13 protein-coding genes and 1 riboswitch are annotated in these 15,357 nt (G+C 37.8%); all 13 genes read left to right on the top strand.

Features of this window, described 5'->3' with window-relative positions; translation table 11 throughout:
* Positions 1-61 precede the first annotated feature (61 nt).
* A riboswitch (FMN riboswitch) is annotated at positions 62-192 on the top strand.
* Positions 193-287: 95 nt separating this feature from the next.
* Positions 288-1,418 carry a bifunctional diaminohydroxyphosphoribosylaminopyrimidine deaminase/5-amino-6-(5-phosphoribosylamino)uracil reductase RibD gene (gene ribD, locus EO118_RS03855; protein ID WP_164723878.1) on the top strand — a complete coding sequence of 377 codons (1,131 nt, stop codon included), beginning with the start codon at positions 288-290 and terminating at the stop codon, positions 1,416-1,418.
* Positions 1,399-2,052, top strand: a complete 654-nt coding sequence (locus EO118_RS03850; protein WP_127068721.1) for a riboflavin synthase — start codon at positions 1,399-1,401, stop codon at positions 2,050-2,052. Before ribD ends, EO118_RS03850 begins: the two co-directional genes overlap by 20 nt.
* Before the next feature lie 14 nt (positions 2,053-2,066).
* Positions 2,067-3,263, top strand: a complete 1,197-nt coding sequence (locus EO118_RS03845) for a bifunctional 3,4-dihydroxy-2-butanone-4-phosphate synthase/GTP cyclohydrolase II (RefSeq protein ID WP_127068720.1) — start codon at positions 2,067-2,069, stop codon at positions 3,261-3,263.
* A 78-nt stretch (positions 3,264-3,341) separates the two neighbouring features.
* A complete protein-coding gene (gene ribE / locus EO118_RS03840) occupies positions 3,342-3,800 on the top strand; it encodes a 6,7-dimethyl-8-ribityllumazine synthase (RefSeq protein ID WP_126939143.1) in 459 nt (152 codons plus the stop codon).
* 14 nt (positions 3,801-3,814) lie between these two features.
* Positions 3,815-4,687 carry an Hsp33 family molecular chaperone HslO gene (gene hslO, locus EO118_RS03835; protein WP_127068719.1) on the top strand — a complete coding sequence of 291 codons (873 nt, stop codon included), beginning with the start codon at positions 3,815-3,817 and terminating at the stop codon, positions 4,685-4,687.
* Positions 4,688-4,715: 28 nt separating this feature from the next.
* The gene (mtnA, locus tag EO118_RS03830; protein WP_127068718.1) at positions 4,716-5,768 is read left to right on the top strand and encodes an S-methyl-5-thioribose-1-phosphate isomerase; all 1,053 of its coding nucleotides are present in this window, start codon (positions 4,716-4,718) and stop codon (positions 5,766-5,768) included.
* Between the two features lie 9 nt (positions 5,769-5,777).
* The gene (locus tag EO118_RS03825) at positions 5,778-7,055 is read left to right on the top strand and encodes an amidohydrolase (protein ID WP_127068717.1); all 1,278 of its coding nucleotides are present in this window, start codon (positions 5,778-5,780) and stop codon (positions 7,053-7,055) included.
* Between the two features lie 11 nt (positions 7,056-7,066).
* Entirely contained in the window at positions 7,067-8,854 is a 1,788-nt protein-coding gene (locus EO118_RS03820; protein ID WP_127068816.1) for a WG repeat-containing protein, read from the top strand.
* Between the two features lie 292 nt (positions 8,855-9,146).
* Positions 9,147-10,097, top strand: a complete 951-nt coding sequence (locus tag EO118_RS03815) for an ABC transporter substrate-binding protein (RefSeq protein WP_164723875.1) — start codon at positions 9,147-9,149, stop codon at positions 10,095-10,097.
* 18 nt (positions 10,098-10,115) lie between these two features.
* Positions 10,116-12,263 (top strand): TonB-dependent siderophore receptor, encoded by a 2,148-nt coding sequence (locus EO118_RS03810; protein ID WP_127068715.1) that lies wholly within the window; start codon positions 10,116-10,118, stop codon positions 12,261-12,263.
* Positions 12,264-12,387: 124 nt separating this feature from the next.
* Complete coding sequence (gene rpsU, locus EO118_RS03805) at positions 12,388-12,567, top strand: 30S ribosomal protein S21 (protein ID WP_009353131.1); 180 nt, start codon at positions 12,388-12,390, stop codon at positions 12,565-12,567.
* Positions 12,568-12,587: 20 nt separating this feature from the next.
* Positions 12,588-13,040: a GatB/YqeY domain-containing protein gene (locus EO118_RS03800; protein WP_127068714.1), complete on the top strand. Its 453-nt coding sequence runs from the start codon at positions 12,588-12,590 to the stop codon at positions 13,038-13,040.
* 119 nt (positions 13,041-13,159) lie between these two features.
* On the top strand, positions 13,160-15,055 hold the full coding sequence (locus tag EO118_RS03795; protein ID WP_127068713.1) for a glutamine synthetase: 1,896 nt from the start codon (positions 13,160-13,162) through the stop codon (positions 15,053-15,055).
* Positions 15,056-15,357 lie beyond the last annotated feature (302 nt).

Here is a 15,357-nt window from a genome sequence, read left to right as displayed (position 1 = left end):
TATCAAGTAATCTATGATACAATAAACTCATCTTATAGAGATAAGAACTACAATTAAATACATAAGTCTTTGAGGCAAGGTGCGAGGGGAACCTCAATTCCTGACCGGCGGTATAATAGTCCGCAAGCTCTTGAGAGCAGATCCGGTAATATTCCGGAACCGACAGTAAAGTCTGGATGGGAAAAGACAGTATATTGATAGCTATTGTGTATGCTATCAAATATTTGGAATGCTAAAGGGACTATGTATATAGTCCCTTTTTTGTGTAGAGGTGAGCCATGACACATATGACAACTGATGAAAAATATATGGCAAAAGCGATTGAATTAGCAGAAAAAGCAAGAGGATATACATCTCCGAATCCGATGGTAGGGGCTATCATTGTAAAAGATGGTCGCATCATTGGTGAAGGATATCATCAAAAAGCAGGGGAACCTCATGCAGAGGTATATGCTTTGCATCAGGCTGGCATGGATGCCAGAGGAGCTACCTTGTATGTAACGCTTGAACCATGTTCACATTATGGAAAGACACCGCCCTGTGCGAAGCGGGTTATTGCCGCTGGTATTACTCGTGTTGTCATCGGTATGATTGATCCCAATCCATTAGTAGCGGGTAAAGGATTAGAGATGCTACGAGAAGCTGGTATAGAAGTGGAGATTGGCGTCTTAGAACGGCAATGTGTGGAAATGAATGAAGCATTTATTACATACATCAAAACAAGTAAGCCTTTCGTTATTTTAAAATCCGCCATGTCTATGGATGGAAAGATTGCTACCGCTAGTGGCGAATCAAAATGGATTACCAACGAGGAAGCGAGAATCGACGGTCATCGCATTCGCAAAGAAGTAGATGGTATGTTAGTGGGAGTAGGCACAATAATAGCGGATGACCCATTGCTTAGTTGTCGTCTTCCACAAGAAACAATAGAAAAGCAACCACATCTATTTATTCTAGATTCTCAAGGTCGAACGCCATTAGATGCGACTATTTGGACAGTACCTAATCGCAATATAACAATATTTGTTGGCGAAGAGTGTGGACTAGAACAAATGGGCGCTTTCAGTGATAAAGGCGCAGAAGTCATTGTGACACCATCAAATGAAAGAGGCTTAGCTATTTCTTTTATTTTAGAAGAACTAGGAGCTCGTCAATGTATGAGCTTGCTTATTGAGGGCGGTAGCCAAGTGGTGGCTAGTTTTGTAGAGACAAAATCTTTTGATAAACTGGTAACCTATATTGGAAATCGTATTATTGGTGGTATTGGCGCCACACCAGCTGTGGGTGGCTTAGGTTTCTCTAGCTTGGACGAAGCAGTGCAACTAGACATTGATGAAGTGATGGCTGTTGGTGATAATATGAAGATAATTAGTTATCGAAAAGGAAGAGAAGGCGTTTATGTTTACGGGGATCATTGAAGAAATAGGGACCATACAGAGTGTAAAACGTTCCCAAAGCTCACTTACCCTTGAAATTGCAGGAACTGTCATTTTCGATGACTTAAGAATTGGTGATTCTGTAGCAGTCAATGGTGTGTGCTTAACAGCAACTACCATTGGAGCTGAACGGTTCACAGCTGATGTGATGCCAGAGTCTGTGAAAATGACAACATTGCTCAATCTTTCGACAGGAAGTAAAGTCAACTTAGAACGAGCTATGGCTGCCAATGGTCGTTTCGGTGGCCACGTAGTGGCAGGCCATGTAGACGGTCAAGGTAAGATTATCGGTAAGGATCATGTGGGTAACTCCATTGTGTTTCGTATTGCTACAGATGATGCTATTCTACACTATGTCATATACAAAGGATCTATCACTGTGGATGGAGCTAGTTTGACTGTTTCCAAGGTGGGAACTGGATGGTTTGAAATTTCAATTATTCCTCATACAATTGGAAACACTATTTTGCAATATGCTACGATTGGCACTACAGTGAACTTAGAAACAGATATTTTTGGTCGTTATATAGAGCACTTTATGAAAGGAACTCATCAGGAATCTAGTAATACTAGTACAGTAACGATGGATACTTTGGTGCGTAACGGCTTTTTATAGAAAGGATGATACTCATGTCCTATACATTAAACTCTATTGAAGAAGTAATTGAAGACTTAAAAGCAGGTAAGCCTGTGATTATTGTAGATGATGAAAGTCGCGAAAACGAAGGTGATTTAGTATTGGCGGCTGAATTTGCTACTCGTGAAAGCATTAATTTTATTATCAAAGAGGCTCGAGGTTTATTGTGTACACCGATGTTGGAGCGTGATTTGCTACGACTTGGCATTTCTCAAATGGTAGAAAAAAATACGGATAATCATGAAACAGCGTTCACTGTGTCAGTAGACCATGTGGATACTACCACAGGTATTTCTCCAGAAGAACGTGCTGTAACAATGCAAAAACTTATTGATCCAAAGTCAAAACCAGAAGATTTTAGACGTCCTGGACACGTATTTCCATTGCGTTATAAAGAGGGTGGAGTATTAGTGCGCCAAGGCCATACAGAAGCGTCTATTGACCTTTGTAAACTAGCTGGATTATATCCTGCGGCAGCTATCTGTGAAATCACCAATGATGAAGGATACATGTCACGTATGGATGATTTATTGGCTTTCAGTAAAAAACATAATTTAAAGATTGCCTCTGTGGAATCCTTGATAGAATACAGAAAACGTCATGATAAATTGGTGAGTATTGCAGCAGAAACAAAATTGCCTACGAAATACGGTGATTTCCGCATCATTATATTTAAAAATGAAGTGGACCATAAAGAACATCTTATGATTGTAAAAGGTGATGTGCGTGGTAAATCTGACGTGTTAATGCGCATTCACTCTGAATGTTTGACCGGCGATGTGTTCGGTTCTCATCGTTGTGACTGTGGGGAACAATTGGAAAATGCGTTGCGATGCATTGAAGAGCAAGGAGAAGGCATCGTTATCTACATGCGTCAAGAAGGCCGTGGTATTGGATTAACGAATAAAATTAAAGCCTATACACTACAGGATCAAGGCTATGATACAGTAGAAGCTAATGTGAAGTTAGGATTCCCTCCTGATATGCGTGAATACTCTTTAGCAGCACAAATGTTGCGCGAATTAGATGTAAAAAGTGTTAAGCTATTAACAAACAATCCTGAAAAGAAAGAGGATTTAGAACGTTGGGGCATTACTGTATCTAAGCGTGTTCCTATCGTTATCAAAGCAAATAGCATTAATGCAAAATATTTAAATACAAAAAAAGAAAAAATGCGTCATATGCTGTAATATAATGTATGAAAGTAATACTTAGCGTATGGAGCGCTCAGGTCTAAATATGTCTACTATAAATAGAGGAGAATTACAATGATTCAAGAAGGTAAATTAATAGGTACAGGTAAGAAATTTGCTATTATTGGTTCCCGTTTTAATGAGTTTATCACATCTAAATTAATTAGCGGTGCAAAAGATGCATTATTACGTCATGATGTACAAGATAGCGACATTACTACTATTTGGGTACCAGGTGCGTTTGAAATTCCTTTGATTGCTCAAAAAGCGGCAAAAAGTGGCAAATATGATGCTGTTATTTGTTTAGGTGCTGTTATTCGTGGTGCCACAACCCATTATGATTATGTGTGTAATGAAGTAGCAAAAGGTATTGCTCATGTGTCTTTAGATTCTGGCGTACCTGTTATGTTCGGTGTAGTAACAACAGAAAACATTGAACAAGCTATCGAACGTGCTGGTACAAAAGCTGGTAATAAAGGCTTTGATTGTGCTATGGGTGCTATCGAAATGATTAATCTATTGGAATCTATGTAGAAAGAAGGATATCCGTGGATTTTATTAAACGTTATACAACAGCAGAAGGGTTGCGTCTATCTATTGCCGTAACCACTGATACCGTAGAAGAGGCGAGAGTTCGCCATGATTTGTGGCCCGTAGCAACAGCTGCTCTTGGTCGCACTATGACTGGGGCTATGTTAATGGCTAGTGATTTTAAAAATGATGAAAATGTAAGTATCCGATTGCGTGGCGATGGACCGTTAGGTATAGTTCATGTGGATGCATTTAGTAATAATACTGTACGTGGCTATGTGGATCATCCGCATGTAGATGTACCTCTATTGCGAGAAGGGAAACTCGATGTAGGGGCCGCAGTAGGTCGTAATGGGGAAGTACAAGTGACACGGTTTACGAAACTTCGTCAGAACTATACCTCTCAAAGTCCTATCCAAACAGGCGAAGTAGCGGAAGACTTAGCGTATTATCTAGCTATGTCTGAACAAGTAGGTTCCGTTCTTAGTTTGGGGGTACTAGTAGATCCTGGTTACCACACCATAGTAGCAGGTGGTTTTTTAGTGCAAGCTTTGCCAGATGTAACGAATGATGCATTTGATAAAATTGAAGCAAATCTGAAAACCATTGGACCTGTGACTAATTACTTGAAAGCAAATCCTAATGCGGAACACTTGATGGAACGTATTTTGGATGGATTTACTGTACAAGAGGTCTATAGTGAGCGTATTCATTTTGCATGTCCTTGTAGTCGAGAACGTTTTTTTGATCGCTTAGCAAGTTTACCAATGCATGATAAACAAGAACTAGCCCAAGATGAAGTGACAGAATTAACCTGTCATTATTGCAATGAGAATTATCATTTTTCTAAGGAAGATATGCAAACTTTATTAATCGAAGAAACACATTAATACTACTTGTTTCTATGGAGGGAGCGGTATGAAAAGTATTGAATGGAATGGATCAGAAGTTATTATCTTAGATCAAACGAAATTACCTACATCTGTGGAATATGTACGTTGTACTGATTGGCGTCAAGTGGCTGAAGCTATTAAAATGCTTCGTGTTCGTGGGGCCCCTGCGATCGGTGTATCCGCTGCCTATGGATTAATTCTTGCCTTCCGTGAAAGCTATCATCGTGGTGGTGCTAGTGCAGAGATTTTGTCTGAATTTAGAGCCTTTGCGGAAACGTTACGTCAAACTAGACCGACAGCTGTTAATTTAATGTGGGCTATCGATCGAGTATTACGTGTGGTAGATACTTTCAAAGGCGATATTAGCGAATTAGATGCGGTGCTTGTAAAGGAAGCTATCGCCATCGATACAGAAGATGTAGCCTTAAATGAAAGTATGGCAAAACATGGGGCTACCTTATTCCAAGATAAAGAATCCTATCGCATTTTGACACATTGTAATGCAGGAGCTTTGGCTACAGCAGGAATAGGTACTGCCTTAGGCGTGATCCGTGAAGTTCACGCACAAGGTAAGCTAGATCGTGTCTATGCAGATGAAACAAGACCATTATTGCAAGGCTCTCGGTTAACGGCCTTTGAACTACATGAAGACGGTATTCCTGTGACATTGCAAACTGACAATATGGCTGGTTACGCTATGCAACAAGGCCTTATTGATGCAGTCATTGTAGGAGCTGACCGTATTACCCTAGCAGGTGATGTGGCGAATAAAATCGGCACCTATAGTGTAGCCGTATTGGCAAAACATCATAATATTCCTTTCTATGTAGCAGCGCCGTATAGTACTTTTGATTTCTCCATGGAAGAAGGAGCACATATTCCTATTGAAATGCGTAATCCCCTAGAGGTATTGCAATTCCAAGGTGTACCTTCTGCACCACAAGATATTGAAGTATTGAATCCAGCTTTTGATGTCACACCTCATGATTTAGTGACAGCTATCATTACAGAAGAAGGGGTTTTACGACCTCCTTTCAAAAATAGTATTCGTGATTTACAAGAAAAGAAAATGAAATAGGAGTTGAACATGGTTGATGTTGTTATTGCACATGTAGATGTGTTACAAGGAAATACAATTCTAAAAGATACTGCTATTGTTGTTGAAAATGGATACATTAAAGAATTTGTTTCCAATGATGCTGTACCTCAAGCAAAAGAAGTTATTGATGGTAAAGGTATGCTGGCAGCACCAGGAATGGTAAATACGCATACTCACATTGCTATGGGATTATTACGTAATTACGCAGATGATTTAGAGTTAATGGATTGGTTACAAACTGCTATTTGGCCAGCAGAAGCTAAATTGAATAATCACTTAGTTTATTGGGGTACACAGTTAGGCATTGCAGAAATGTTCCGTTCAGGTACCACTTGTTTTAGTGATATGTATTTCTTTATGGATCAAACTGCTGAAGCTATTAAAGAAACAGGTATTCGTGCCGTTTTATCTCGTGGTATGGCTGGTGTGGCGCCTACGGCAGAACAAGCGTTAGTAGAAAGTAAAGAATTGTTTGAAGCGTATCACGGTTACAACCAAGATCAAATCAAGGTGATGCTAGGACCTCATGCACCATATACATGCCCTGATGCGTATTTAGAACGAGTAATTCAATTAGGTCATGATTTAGGGGCGCAAGTTCATATGCATTTAAGCGAAACCAAAGGAGAAGTAGAAAATGTTATAAAAGCTACTGGTAAAACTCCAATTGCACATATGAATGACTTAGGTTTATTTGATTTAGGTTGTTTAGCCGCCCATTGTGTGCATATAACAGATGAAGATATGGATATTATGAAAGAAAAATCCGTTCGCGTGGCACATAATCCACAATCTAACTTAAAGTTAGCTAGTGGCATTGCACCAGTGCCAGAAATGCTTGCTAAAGGAATTGTGGTAGGTTTAGGTACAGATGGTTCTGCTAGCAACAATAATGCAGATATGTTAGAAGAAGTGCGTTTGGCAGCTATGTTACATAAAGCTCGTCTATATGATCCATTAGCTATACCTGCTCAAACAGCTTGGGAACTAGGTACCGTTATGGGTGCTAAAGCATTAGATTATCATGATTTGGGTGTATTAGATGTGGGATATCGTGCAGATATTGTGCTCTATGATACATCAGGATTACATTGGCAACCGCGGTATAATGATGTAGCATCCCTAGTGTATGCGGCTAATTCATCAGATGCAAACACTGTTATTGTGGGTGGTAAAGTAGTAATGAAAGATAAGGAACTACTAACCATTGATGAAGAAAAATTGCGTTATGAAATTGCACAGGCACAAGCTGTATTTCAAGCGTAGTAGGTGCTCTAATGAAAGTATGTAAGAAAATAGCACTAGGACTTGCTTTAGCAAGTGTATCTACTATGATGACACCGTTTATAGTACAAGCAGAAACGCATGTATCTGGAGGTGTTGGTTATCACGGGGTAGGCTACTATCGGGGGATGGAATATATGCGTGGATACTATGAAGGAAGGGGCTTTGTATTAGGCGCTTTCAGCAAGCATATTGAGTATCCTGACAAAACGTATACAGTGGCAGAACAAGCAAACAGTGTAAGTCATGTACAATCGCAAATGAAACAACTTAGCCATGCGCCATACTATTACATTGGTAAATCCAAAGAGGGTAATGTGATCCTATCATCGGATGGGAAACCTGTCATGGGGCCTAAAAAAGAGTTACATATAGGTAGACTAGATACTACAGGAAAGTTAGACGTTGTACTGTATGAAGAGGCAGGTAAAACAGTATTAGAAACAGTGAACACTGGTTCTTCCATTGTGATGCCAACAAAGCATGTTGAGGTATCCTCTACTGGATTAATCTATTCCATGAAAGGAGAGGCAACCACCTATTATAATCTGCAAGGGCAAATGTTACATCATAAACCATTTAAACTTGATAACGAATTGTATGGTGACTTGCATAGCGTAGGCACAACGAATAAATTAGTAGCTATATTCAATGCTCGAACTGGAGAATATAAATCGGATGAGATATTTACCTCTCTAAGTTGGAATCAAAATACAGGTCTTATTTCCGGTTATCAAAGAGATGGATCTATTTTATATTTTGATGATGAAGGTAATCATGTAGAGTCAGCTACAGCTTTGAAAATTATCTCACAAACGGAAGGTACTCAACCCCGTAAAATACAAATGCCACAACAAGTTGAGGGTGAGCGGATTCAACGCGTATTAGCTCCTTTCAGTGAAGGAATTGCCTTTGTATTATTAGGCAATAAACAAAAGGTAGCTATTGATGAAAGTGGAAAAATACTATTTTCTGTGAAAGAGTATGATGAAATTGAACCCTACCTAAATGGGATAGCTCGTGTAACACGAAAAGCTCATGGGTTAAATTTTGGTGGAATTTTTAATACATTGGCGGCTGCTTTGGTGAAAGGTGCATTCTATCATCAGGCAACCTATGGTGAAACTGACTATGCTTGGACAACCTCTAAATTAAAACGAGGGTATATTGACAAAACAGGTAAAGAAGTTATTTCTTCTAAAAATCAGATGGTTAGTCCATTAACTGAAGCCGGGATTATGACCTACAAAGATGGTCGTTTTGGGTTGTATACCAAAGAGGGGATTGAAGTATTCCCAATGGTCTATAAAAATATTACATATATGCCAGAACTAGGAGCCTTTCTCTTACAAGATGAAGAAGGGCGTTGGGGTGTAAAACGTCAAGATAATAGTACTGTGCTTCCATTTGCGTATTCAAAATTAGAAGTAGTAGCTCCTACGGTTTTGGTTGGTAAATCTGGATCCTCTTATCGAATGATTTCCTTAGATACATTCCGTGAAATTGGTGAAAGTTATGATTCCATCACGGCGCCTAAACCATTCTATGGTGTGTATAGTGGATTAATTGGTAAACGAGGAAATAATACATACCTTGTCAATCCATTAACAGGGGAAAGTCTATTGCAATTACCATCGGACACATCTAAGGTGGATACTGCTACTTTAGAAAGCGTAGTTTATAAACAACATGGTAAATATGGTGTTTTAGATTTTACAGGAAACACTATTATTGAGCCAAAGTATGAGTCTATACAAGTATTTGTTGGTAAAAGCAATTAGTATACACTATAAGATCTAACGTATAGTATTATCAATAGATATGAATCGATTAGATAAAACTAGTCTAGCTTGTCCGAAGTTAATTTTAATTAGCTATGTATATTTGAAATAAAAGAGAGGTCTCTATGGCCTCTCTTTTAATTGACAAAAATTTTCATTTATATTACTATAGAATAAATTGATTTAACAGTTTGTAAATTTAAGTAACAAGTGAGCAAGTGCTCAATATATAGTGTTCGGATAAGTTTCATTTTCCATAGGGAAAATGGATTTTTTTATTAGGAGGAAACTAATGCGATTGTGGAATGCAGTAGCTTGTACCTCTGTTCTATGTGGTTTGATGGCACTATCAGGGTGTTCTTGGACTACTGATACGCCAACAGCAGTAACACAAGAGGCGGCAACAAGAACGGAAATTGACAGGACGGGAACTTCTGTGACCATGCCAAGTCATCCCAAACGGGTTGTGATCTTAAATACAGCCAATATTGATATGTATTTGGCCGTAGAAGGAACCATTGTGGGCCGTATGGATGCGGCTTCCTTATCGGGAGAATTAAAAGATAAGGTGAAGGATATCCCTTCTGTAGGGAATACATATAATCCAGATGTGGAAAAGATTATTAGTTTACATCCTGATTTGGTTATTGGTATGAATATAGCCAATCATATAAAACTAAGAGAGGCTTTACAGGCTGCCAATATTCCTTTATACATTAATGATTTGGACTCCTTTGAAGATGTGAATAGATCCTTGCAACTATTCGGTGAGCTAACGAATCATCCAGACATAAGCAAGATGCAAATAGAGAAAATCAATACTGTATTTGCAGACTATCAAGGGAAAATAAAGGATAAGCCACATCCTAAAACATTGTTGTTACTGGGTACACCAGGTAATCTAAACGTCAGTACAAATCATTCTTTCAGCGGTAAATTATTAGATACATTAGGTGCCGACAACATTGGTAAATATATGAAGAGTGAAGCGCCTTATATGCCACTGAGTTTAGAATTTATACAGGAACAAAATCCTGAGCGAATTATTTTTGTAGTTATGTATCCAGATCCATCGATTAAGGAATCCTTTTTGAAAGAAATGCAATCGAATCCAGCTTGGCAACATATCAAAGCCGTAGAAACGGGGCAGATTCACTATGTACCGGGTGGTTTGTTTGCTTTGAACCCTGGCACAAGAATAACAAAAACATTGGAATTAATGTATAACGCATTATATGAATAATTTTTAGGAGGTTGTATCATGAATAAACTAGTAAAAGTATCCTTATATGGAGCTATTTTCAGTACTTTATTAGCACCTACATATGTAACACATGCAATGGATGCCAGTGAAAATAATATAGTAGTTGTTACGGCATCAAAACGAGCAGAAACTATTAAAAATAGTCCTGCTGCGGTGCAAGTTATTACACAAGCAGATATGAAACGGTTAGGGGCAGATACAGTAGAAAGTGCATTACAATTAGCTGATAATATTAATTTATCAGAAGCAGGGATGACTGGTAATCAGGTGATGATTCGTGGTATGGAATCACGCCATTCCCTTGTGCTTGTCAATGGTCGTCGTTTAGCTGGTGAAGATGCATCCAATACGACGAATGTGTACACTTTGCGCCGTATTAATTTAGACCAAGTGGATCGCATTGAAATTGTCCGTGGATCATCCTCTGCTTTATATGGCTCAGATGCCATGGGCGGTATCATTAACATTATTACGAAGCAGCCTACCGATATGTCACAATCTTTTGGTATATCTAGCGGTACTAAACATGAGCAAGCACATTATACGTTTAATAGTGGGACTCAAGATCGTTGGAATACAAGTTTCAATGTGAATGTGACGAAAGAAAGACCTATTAATCGACATATGTCAGATCAGACTTTCAATGAAAGAACAAAACAATTAACAGGCTATACAGAAGGATATCGTCGTATCATGTATGGACATAAGCAATCCTATAATAGTAGTGTTGTTTATGATTTAAAAAATGCTAACCAAAATAAAATTAAAGTGGATTTCAGTTATTTTAAAGAAAAACTACAAACTGATAATGCTGATAAGTATGCGACTGTATTCCATAAAAGTGGAATGGTATTTATGGCAGGGGCAAAAATGATTCCTGTGAATTTAAATAAGCAAGAACAGTTTGATAATAAAAGTATTCAAACTGGAATTACCTATACAGGTAAGACAGCAAGAAATGCCTATGAAATTTCTACTTATTATAGTCAATTAGACAAATCTTACCGTATGACAGATAGTCGGACCTTACCTGAAGGTGTTATCAATGTGATGATGCCAAGTAAACCACCAACACCACCAACATCATTGAAGTTTGATTATCAATCTTTATATCCTGCTAGTGATTATGATGCGGCTAAGTACAAAAATATTGTCCTCGAAGGAAAGAACACTATGTATGTAGGGGATCATCATAATGTAACTTTCGGTGGTGAGTACCGACGTGTTATCTATGAAGGAACTCGTCTAGGTGGGTTGGATGCACATAAAATGAAACAAACTAAAAAGTTTCATTATGATTCTTGGGCAACATACTTAGAAGATTTGTGGCAAGTCAATGCAAAACTTTCTTTTACACCAGCTATTCGTTATGAACACAATAGTCAATTTGGACATAATGTAACACCAAAAGTGGGTGTTGTCTATGGAATAGATACACATACACGAATGAAAATTAACTTTGGTAAAGGATACAAAGCCCCAAGTATTTCAGAATTATACTTAAATATGTTCCATACAACACCAATTGGAGTATTGAATATTATTGGAAATCCAAATTTGAAACCTGAAACTTCTACCTCTTTTGATATTGCATTGGAAGCAGAACGGGGTAAAACATTTGGTAAAGCATCCTATTACCATACACGTGTAAGTAATCTAATTGATAGTCATCGGATACAATCTGATGTGCCAGGTGTATCACAACGTCATCAATATTACAATGTAGGTAAAGCAAAAATACAAGGTTTTGAAGTCACTTTAGGTCATAAATTAACCGATCGATTGATAGTAAAAGGTACTTATAATTTAGTGGATGCCAAAGATATGAGTACTCATGAACGCTTAAGTAATCGTCCGCGTTCTATTAGTACGTTACAGCTAATTTATGATGACCATAAATCCAATGGATATAGTGCTGTATTATGGAATAGTTTTACACATAAATATGGTTTTGAAGAAGCGCGAAATCGCGGTGCTAGTAGTTATAATGAATACTCTTTTAATACATTGAATTTCAGTGTCAATAAAAAATGGAATAATGGATTATCTGCCTATGTAGGAATTGATAATCTATTAAACCGTGAAGTACATGATTTATATATTGATGGTCGTATGTATCGAATTGGCATGGAAATGAAATTATAAGATAAAATCCTAGAAACTATAGGGGACTAGGCTTGACAAATATATGTCAACTGCTTATAATATCTGTATGTGCGTATATAAATTACCTGCACTTCCATTATACGTTTTGGAGGGGGGGATATAGATGTCAGAAATTAAAGTCGGTAAAAATGAATCGCTTGAAAGTGCACTTCGTCGTTTTAAACGCTCCTGCCAAAAAGCAGGTGTTTTATCTGAAGTACGCAAACGCGAACATTACGAAAAACCAAGCGTAAAAAGAAAGAAAAAATCTGAAGCAGCAAGAAAACGCAAATTCAAAGCGTAAGTCAATCTTGGAGGTACAACATGTCCTTAAAAGATCAGCTTAAAACAGATATGAAAGAAGCTATGAAAGCTCGCGAAGCGGGTAAAGTTGCTCTTTCAGTCATTCGCATGGTAAATAGCGCCATAAAAAATACAGAAATCGATAAGAAAATTGAATTAGAAGATTCAGATGTTATCGCTATTTTAGCGAAAGAGATGAAAATTCGTCAAGATTCGTTAGCTGAATTTGAGAAAGGTCATCGTGATGACCTAATTGCTCAAGTAAAAGCTGAGATGGAAGTATTAGCAAAATATTTGCCTGCCCAATTAAGTGAAGATGAGATTCGTCACATTGTGGTAGAAGCGATTTCCACCCTAACTGCACCAATTAAGATGGGTGACCTTATGCCGTTGGTTATGCCAAAGACTAAGGGTTGTGCAGATGGCAAGTTAGTCAATGCGATTGTCAAAGATGAACTTGCAAAAGTCAACTAATGTGTTGACAGACTTAATTGATTATGTTACTATAATCGCATAATATAATACTAAGTCAATGAGGACTCTAAGAAACATAGTTTCTTGGAGTCTTTTTGTTTATTATGAGGAGGTTTATCATGAGCAAAGAATTATTATATTACATTCCAGCAGGCCAATATGGTAAAGAAGGTGTTCTTGCCTTACTAGAACAACATCCAGAAATTCGTTTTGTATCTTTAGTCGGTGTTGATTTAGCGGGTAATGATACTGACGAAAAAATTCCAATGGAGCAATTCTTTGATGATTATGAATCTTTCTTTGAAGGTCGTGCAGTACAAACAGATGGTTCTTCTGTTGTATTGACAAATATTGCAACATTGAACAATGCACGTGTAGATATGTGGGGTGACCCAAGTGTAAACTGGTTTGTGGACTACAACTATGAACACATTGATGAAGCTACAGGTAAACCAACAGGTACACTTCGTATTCCAGCATTCTTAAAGCACTGTGATCGCTACGTAGATTCTCGCTCTATCTTAAAACGTAGTTGTGAGTACGTAAAAACAGAATTGATGAAATTATTACAAGCGAACCAAGTAAAAGGCTTGGAATTCATCGATGCTAATGAAATTGCAGATGTTATTTTTACATCCGCCACAGAATTAGAATTCTGGGTTAAAACACCATCTAAAAATGTAGATGCGAAAGCATTATCCGTATCTCAAAAATTACAAGAGCAATACTGGCAACGTACACATGGTTCTGTTCGCACAGCCTTAGAAAAAGCCGTATCCTTACTAGATAAATATGGTTTACATGCAGAAATGGGCCATAAAGAAGTAGGTGGCGTAAAAGCAAAACTTGATGACGAAGGTAATGTGGACTGGGTATTAGAACAATTAGAAATTGACTGGAAATATACAAATAATCCATTGCAAACAGCAGATAATGAATTACAAGCCCGTATCATTGTTCGTGAAGTGTTCCGTGAAAATGGTTTAGATGTTACTTTTAACGCGAAACCAATCATCGGTGTAGCAGGTTCTGGGGAGCATACACATTTTGGTGTAATGGTGAAAATGAAAAATGGCAAAGTGTACAACTTGTTCTCCCCAGCGGATTTACGCAAAGAACATGCTAGCCCATTGGCATATGGTGCTATTATGGGTCTATTAAAACACTACGAAGCTATCAACCCATTTATTTCCTCCACAACAGACTCCTTGAATCGCTTAAAACCAGGCTTTGAAGCACCTGTATGTATCGTTACATCCTTGGGTACAGATCCTGCATTGCCAAGTCGTAATCGTACGATCCTTTGTGGCTTGATTCGCGATGTGGATACACCGATGGCAACTCGTTTTGAATTGCGTTCACCAAACCCATATACGAATACATATACTGCATTAGCATTGATTTATTTATCTGCTTTCGATGGCATGAAATATGTTATTACATCGGGTAAAGCACCAGAAGCGATTTTGGCGGAATTATCCAAAAAAGAAGGGGAAGTAGCTGACTATCTAGAAACATCCCGTGAATATCGCTCAGAAGTGGACGTATTTGATGATTTCACAGCAGAAGAGCGTGATCGTAAATTTGGTAAAGCCCCTGCTACTGTATGGGAAAATATCCAAGGCTATACAAACAATCCAGAAAAAGTAGCATCTTTAACTTTGGGTGGTGCTTTTGAACAAGATTTAATGGATTCCTTTATGGCGGGTATTTTAAAACGTTGGACATTGGAACTAGCAAACCGCATTGTGCCAGCTAATATTCAATTAGTGCGTTCTTTACAAGCTGTTCATGATACAGCAGATGCATTTGATAGTGCAAACTGGAATAAAGTCAATACATTGCGTTTATACTTGGCAAAAGATAGTGTAGATAGCAAATCTTTATTTACACGTATTACTGATGCATTAGCAAAAGGTGATTATGATACAGCATCTACATTACAAGTAGAAATGAATGAAAAAGTGATTGAATTAGAAGTATTATATGCAGAGTATACTCGTAATATTTTATAGTACAACTCTATACAATATAGGCTACCAACGTATTATCAGCAGACTATTGTAATCTAGTTGTCTAAAATAAGATAGTCTACATAAATATTGTGATGATAATATAGACTTAGTAGATATATTACACTGCAAAAAAGGACTGAACACAAGATTGTGCTCAGTCCTTTTTCATTCGTTTTATTACTTATATTGTAAACTAAAGTGAATAATACACCTGTTTTTTTGCCTCTTGAATTGTCAAGTCAAATGCAACTCTACTGAATGATAAACCTCGTATGGGGTTTTCCAATTTAAGCATTTGCGCG

It is taken from the genome of Veillonella sp. 3891, assembly GCF_003992315.1.
Lineage (GTDB): Bacteria > Bacillota > Negativicutes > Veillonellales > Veillonellaceae > F0422.
Note: the sequence above shows the minus strand (reverse complement) of the source record. Positions and strands in the feature narration are given on the sequence as shown.

Coding starts and splice junctions, on each gene's coding strand:
- ribE (WP_126939143.1), top strand. CDS start 3,342: ATGATTCAAGAAGGTAAATTAATAGGTACAGGTAAGAAATTTGCTATT.
- EO118_RS03800 (WP_127068714.1), top strand. CDS start 12,588: ATGTCCTTAAAAGATCAGCTTAAAACAGATATGAAAGAAGCTATGAAA.
- mtnA (WP_127068718.1), top strand. CDS start 4,716: ATGAAAAGTATTGAATGGAATGGATCAGAAGTTATTATCTTAGATCAA.
- EO118_RS03795 (WP_127068713.1), top strand. CDS start 13,160: ATGAGCAAAGAATTATTATATTACATTCCAGCAGGCCAATATGGTAAA.
- EO118_RS03845 (WP_127068720.1), top strand. CDS start 2,067: ATGTCCTATACATTAAACTCTATTGAAGAAGTAATTGAAGACTTAAAA.
- EO118_RS03820 (WP_127068816.1), top strand. CDS start 7,067: ATGAAAGTATGTAAGAAAATAGCACTAGGACTTGCTTTAGCAAGTGTA.
- EO118_RS03850 (WP_127068721.1), top strand. CDS start 1,399: ATGTTTACGGGGATCATTGAAGAAATAGGGACCATACAGAGTGTAAAA.
- ribD (WP_164723878.1), top strand. CDS start 288: ATGACAACTGATGAAAAATATATGGCAAAAGCGATTGAATTAGCAGAA.
- rpsU (WP_009353131.1), top strand. CDS start 12,388: ATGTCAGAAATTAAAGTCGGTAAAAATGAATCGCTTGAAAGTGCACTT.
- EO118_RS03810 (WP_127068715.1), top strand. CDS start 10,116: ATGAATAAACTAGTAAAAGTATCCTTATATGGAGCTATTTTCAGTACT.
- EO118_RS03825 (WP_127068717.1), top strand. CDS start 5,778: ATGGTTGATGTTGTTATTGCACATGTAGATGTGTTACAAGGAAATACA.
- EO118_RS03815 (WP_164723875.1), top strand. CDS start 9,147: ATGCGATTGTGGAATGCAGTAGCTTGTACCTCTGTTCTATGTGGTTTG.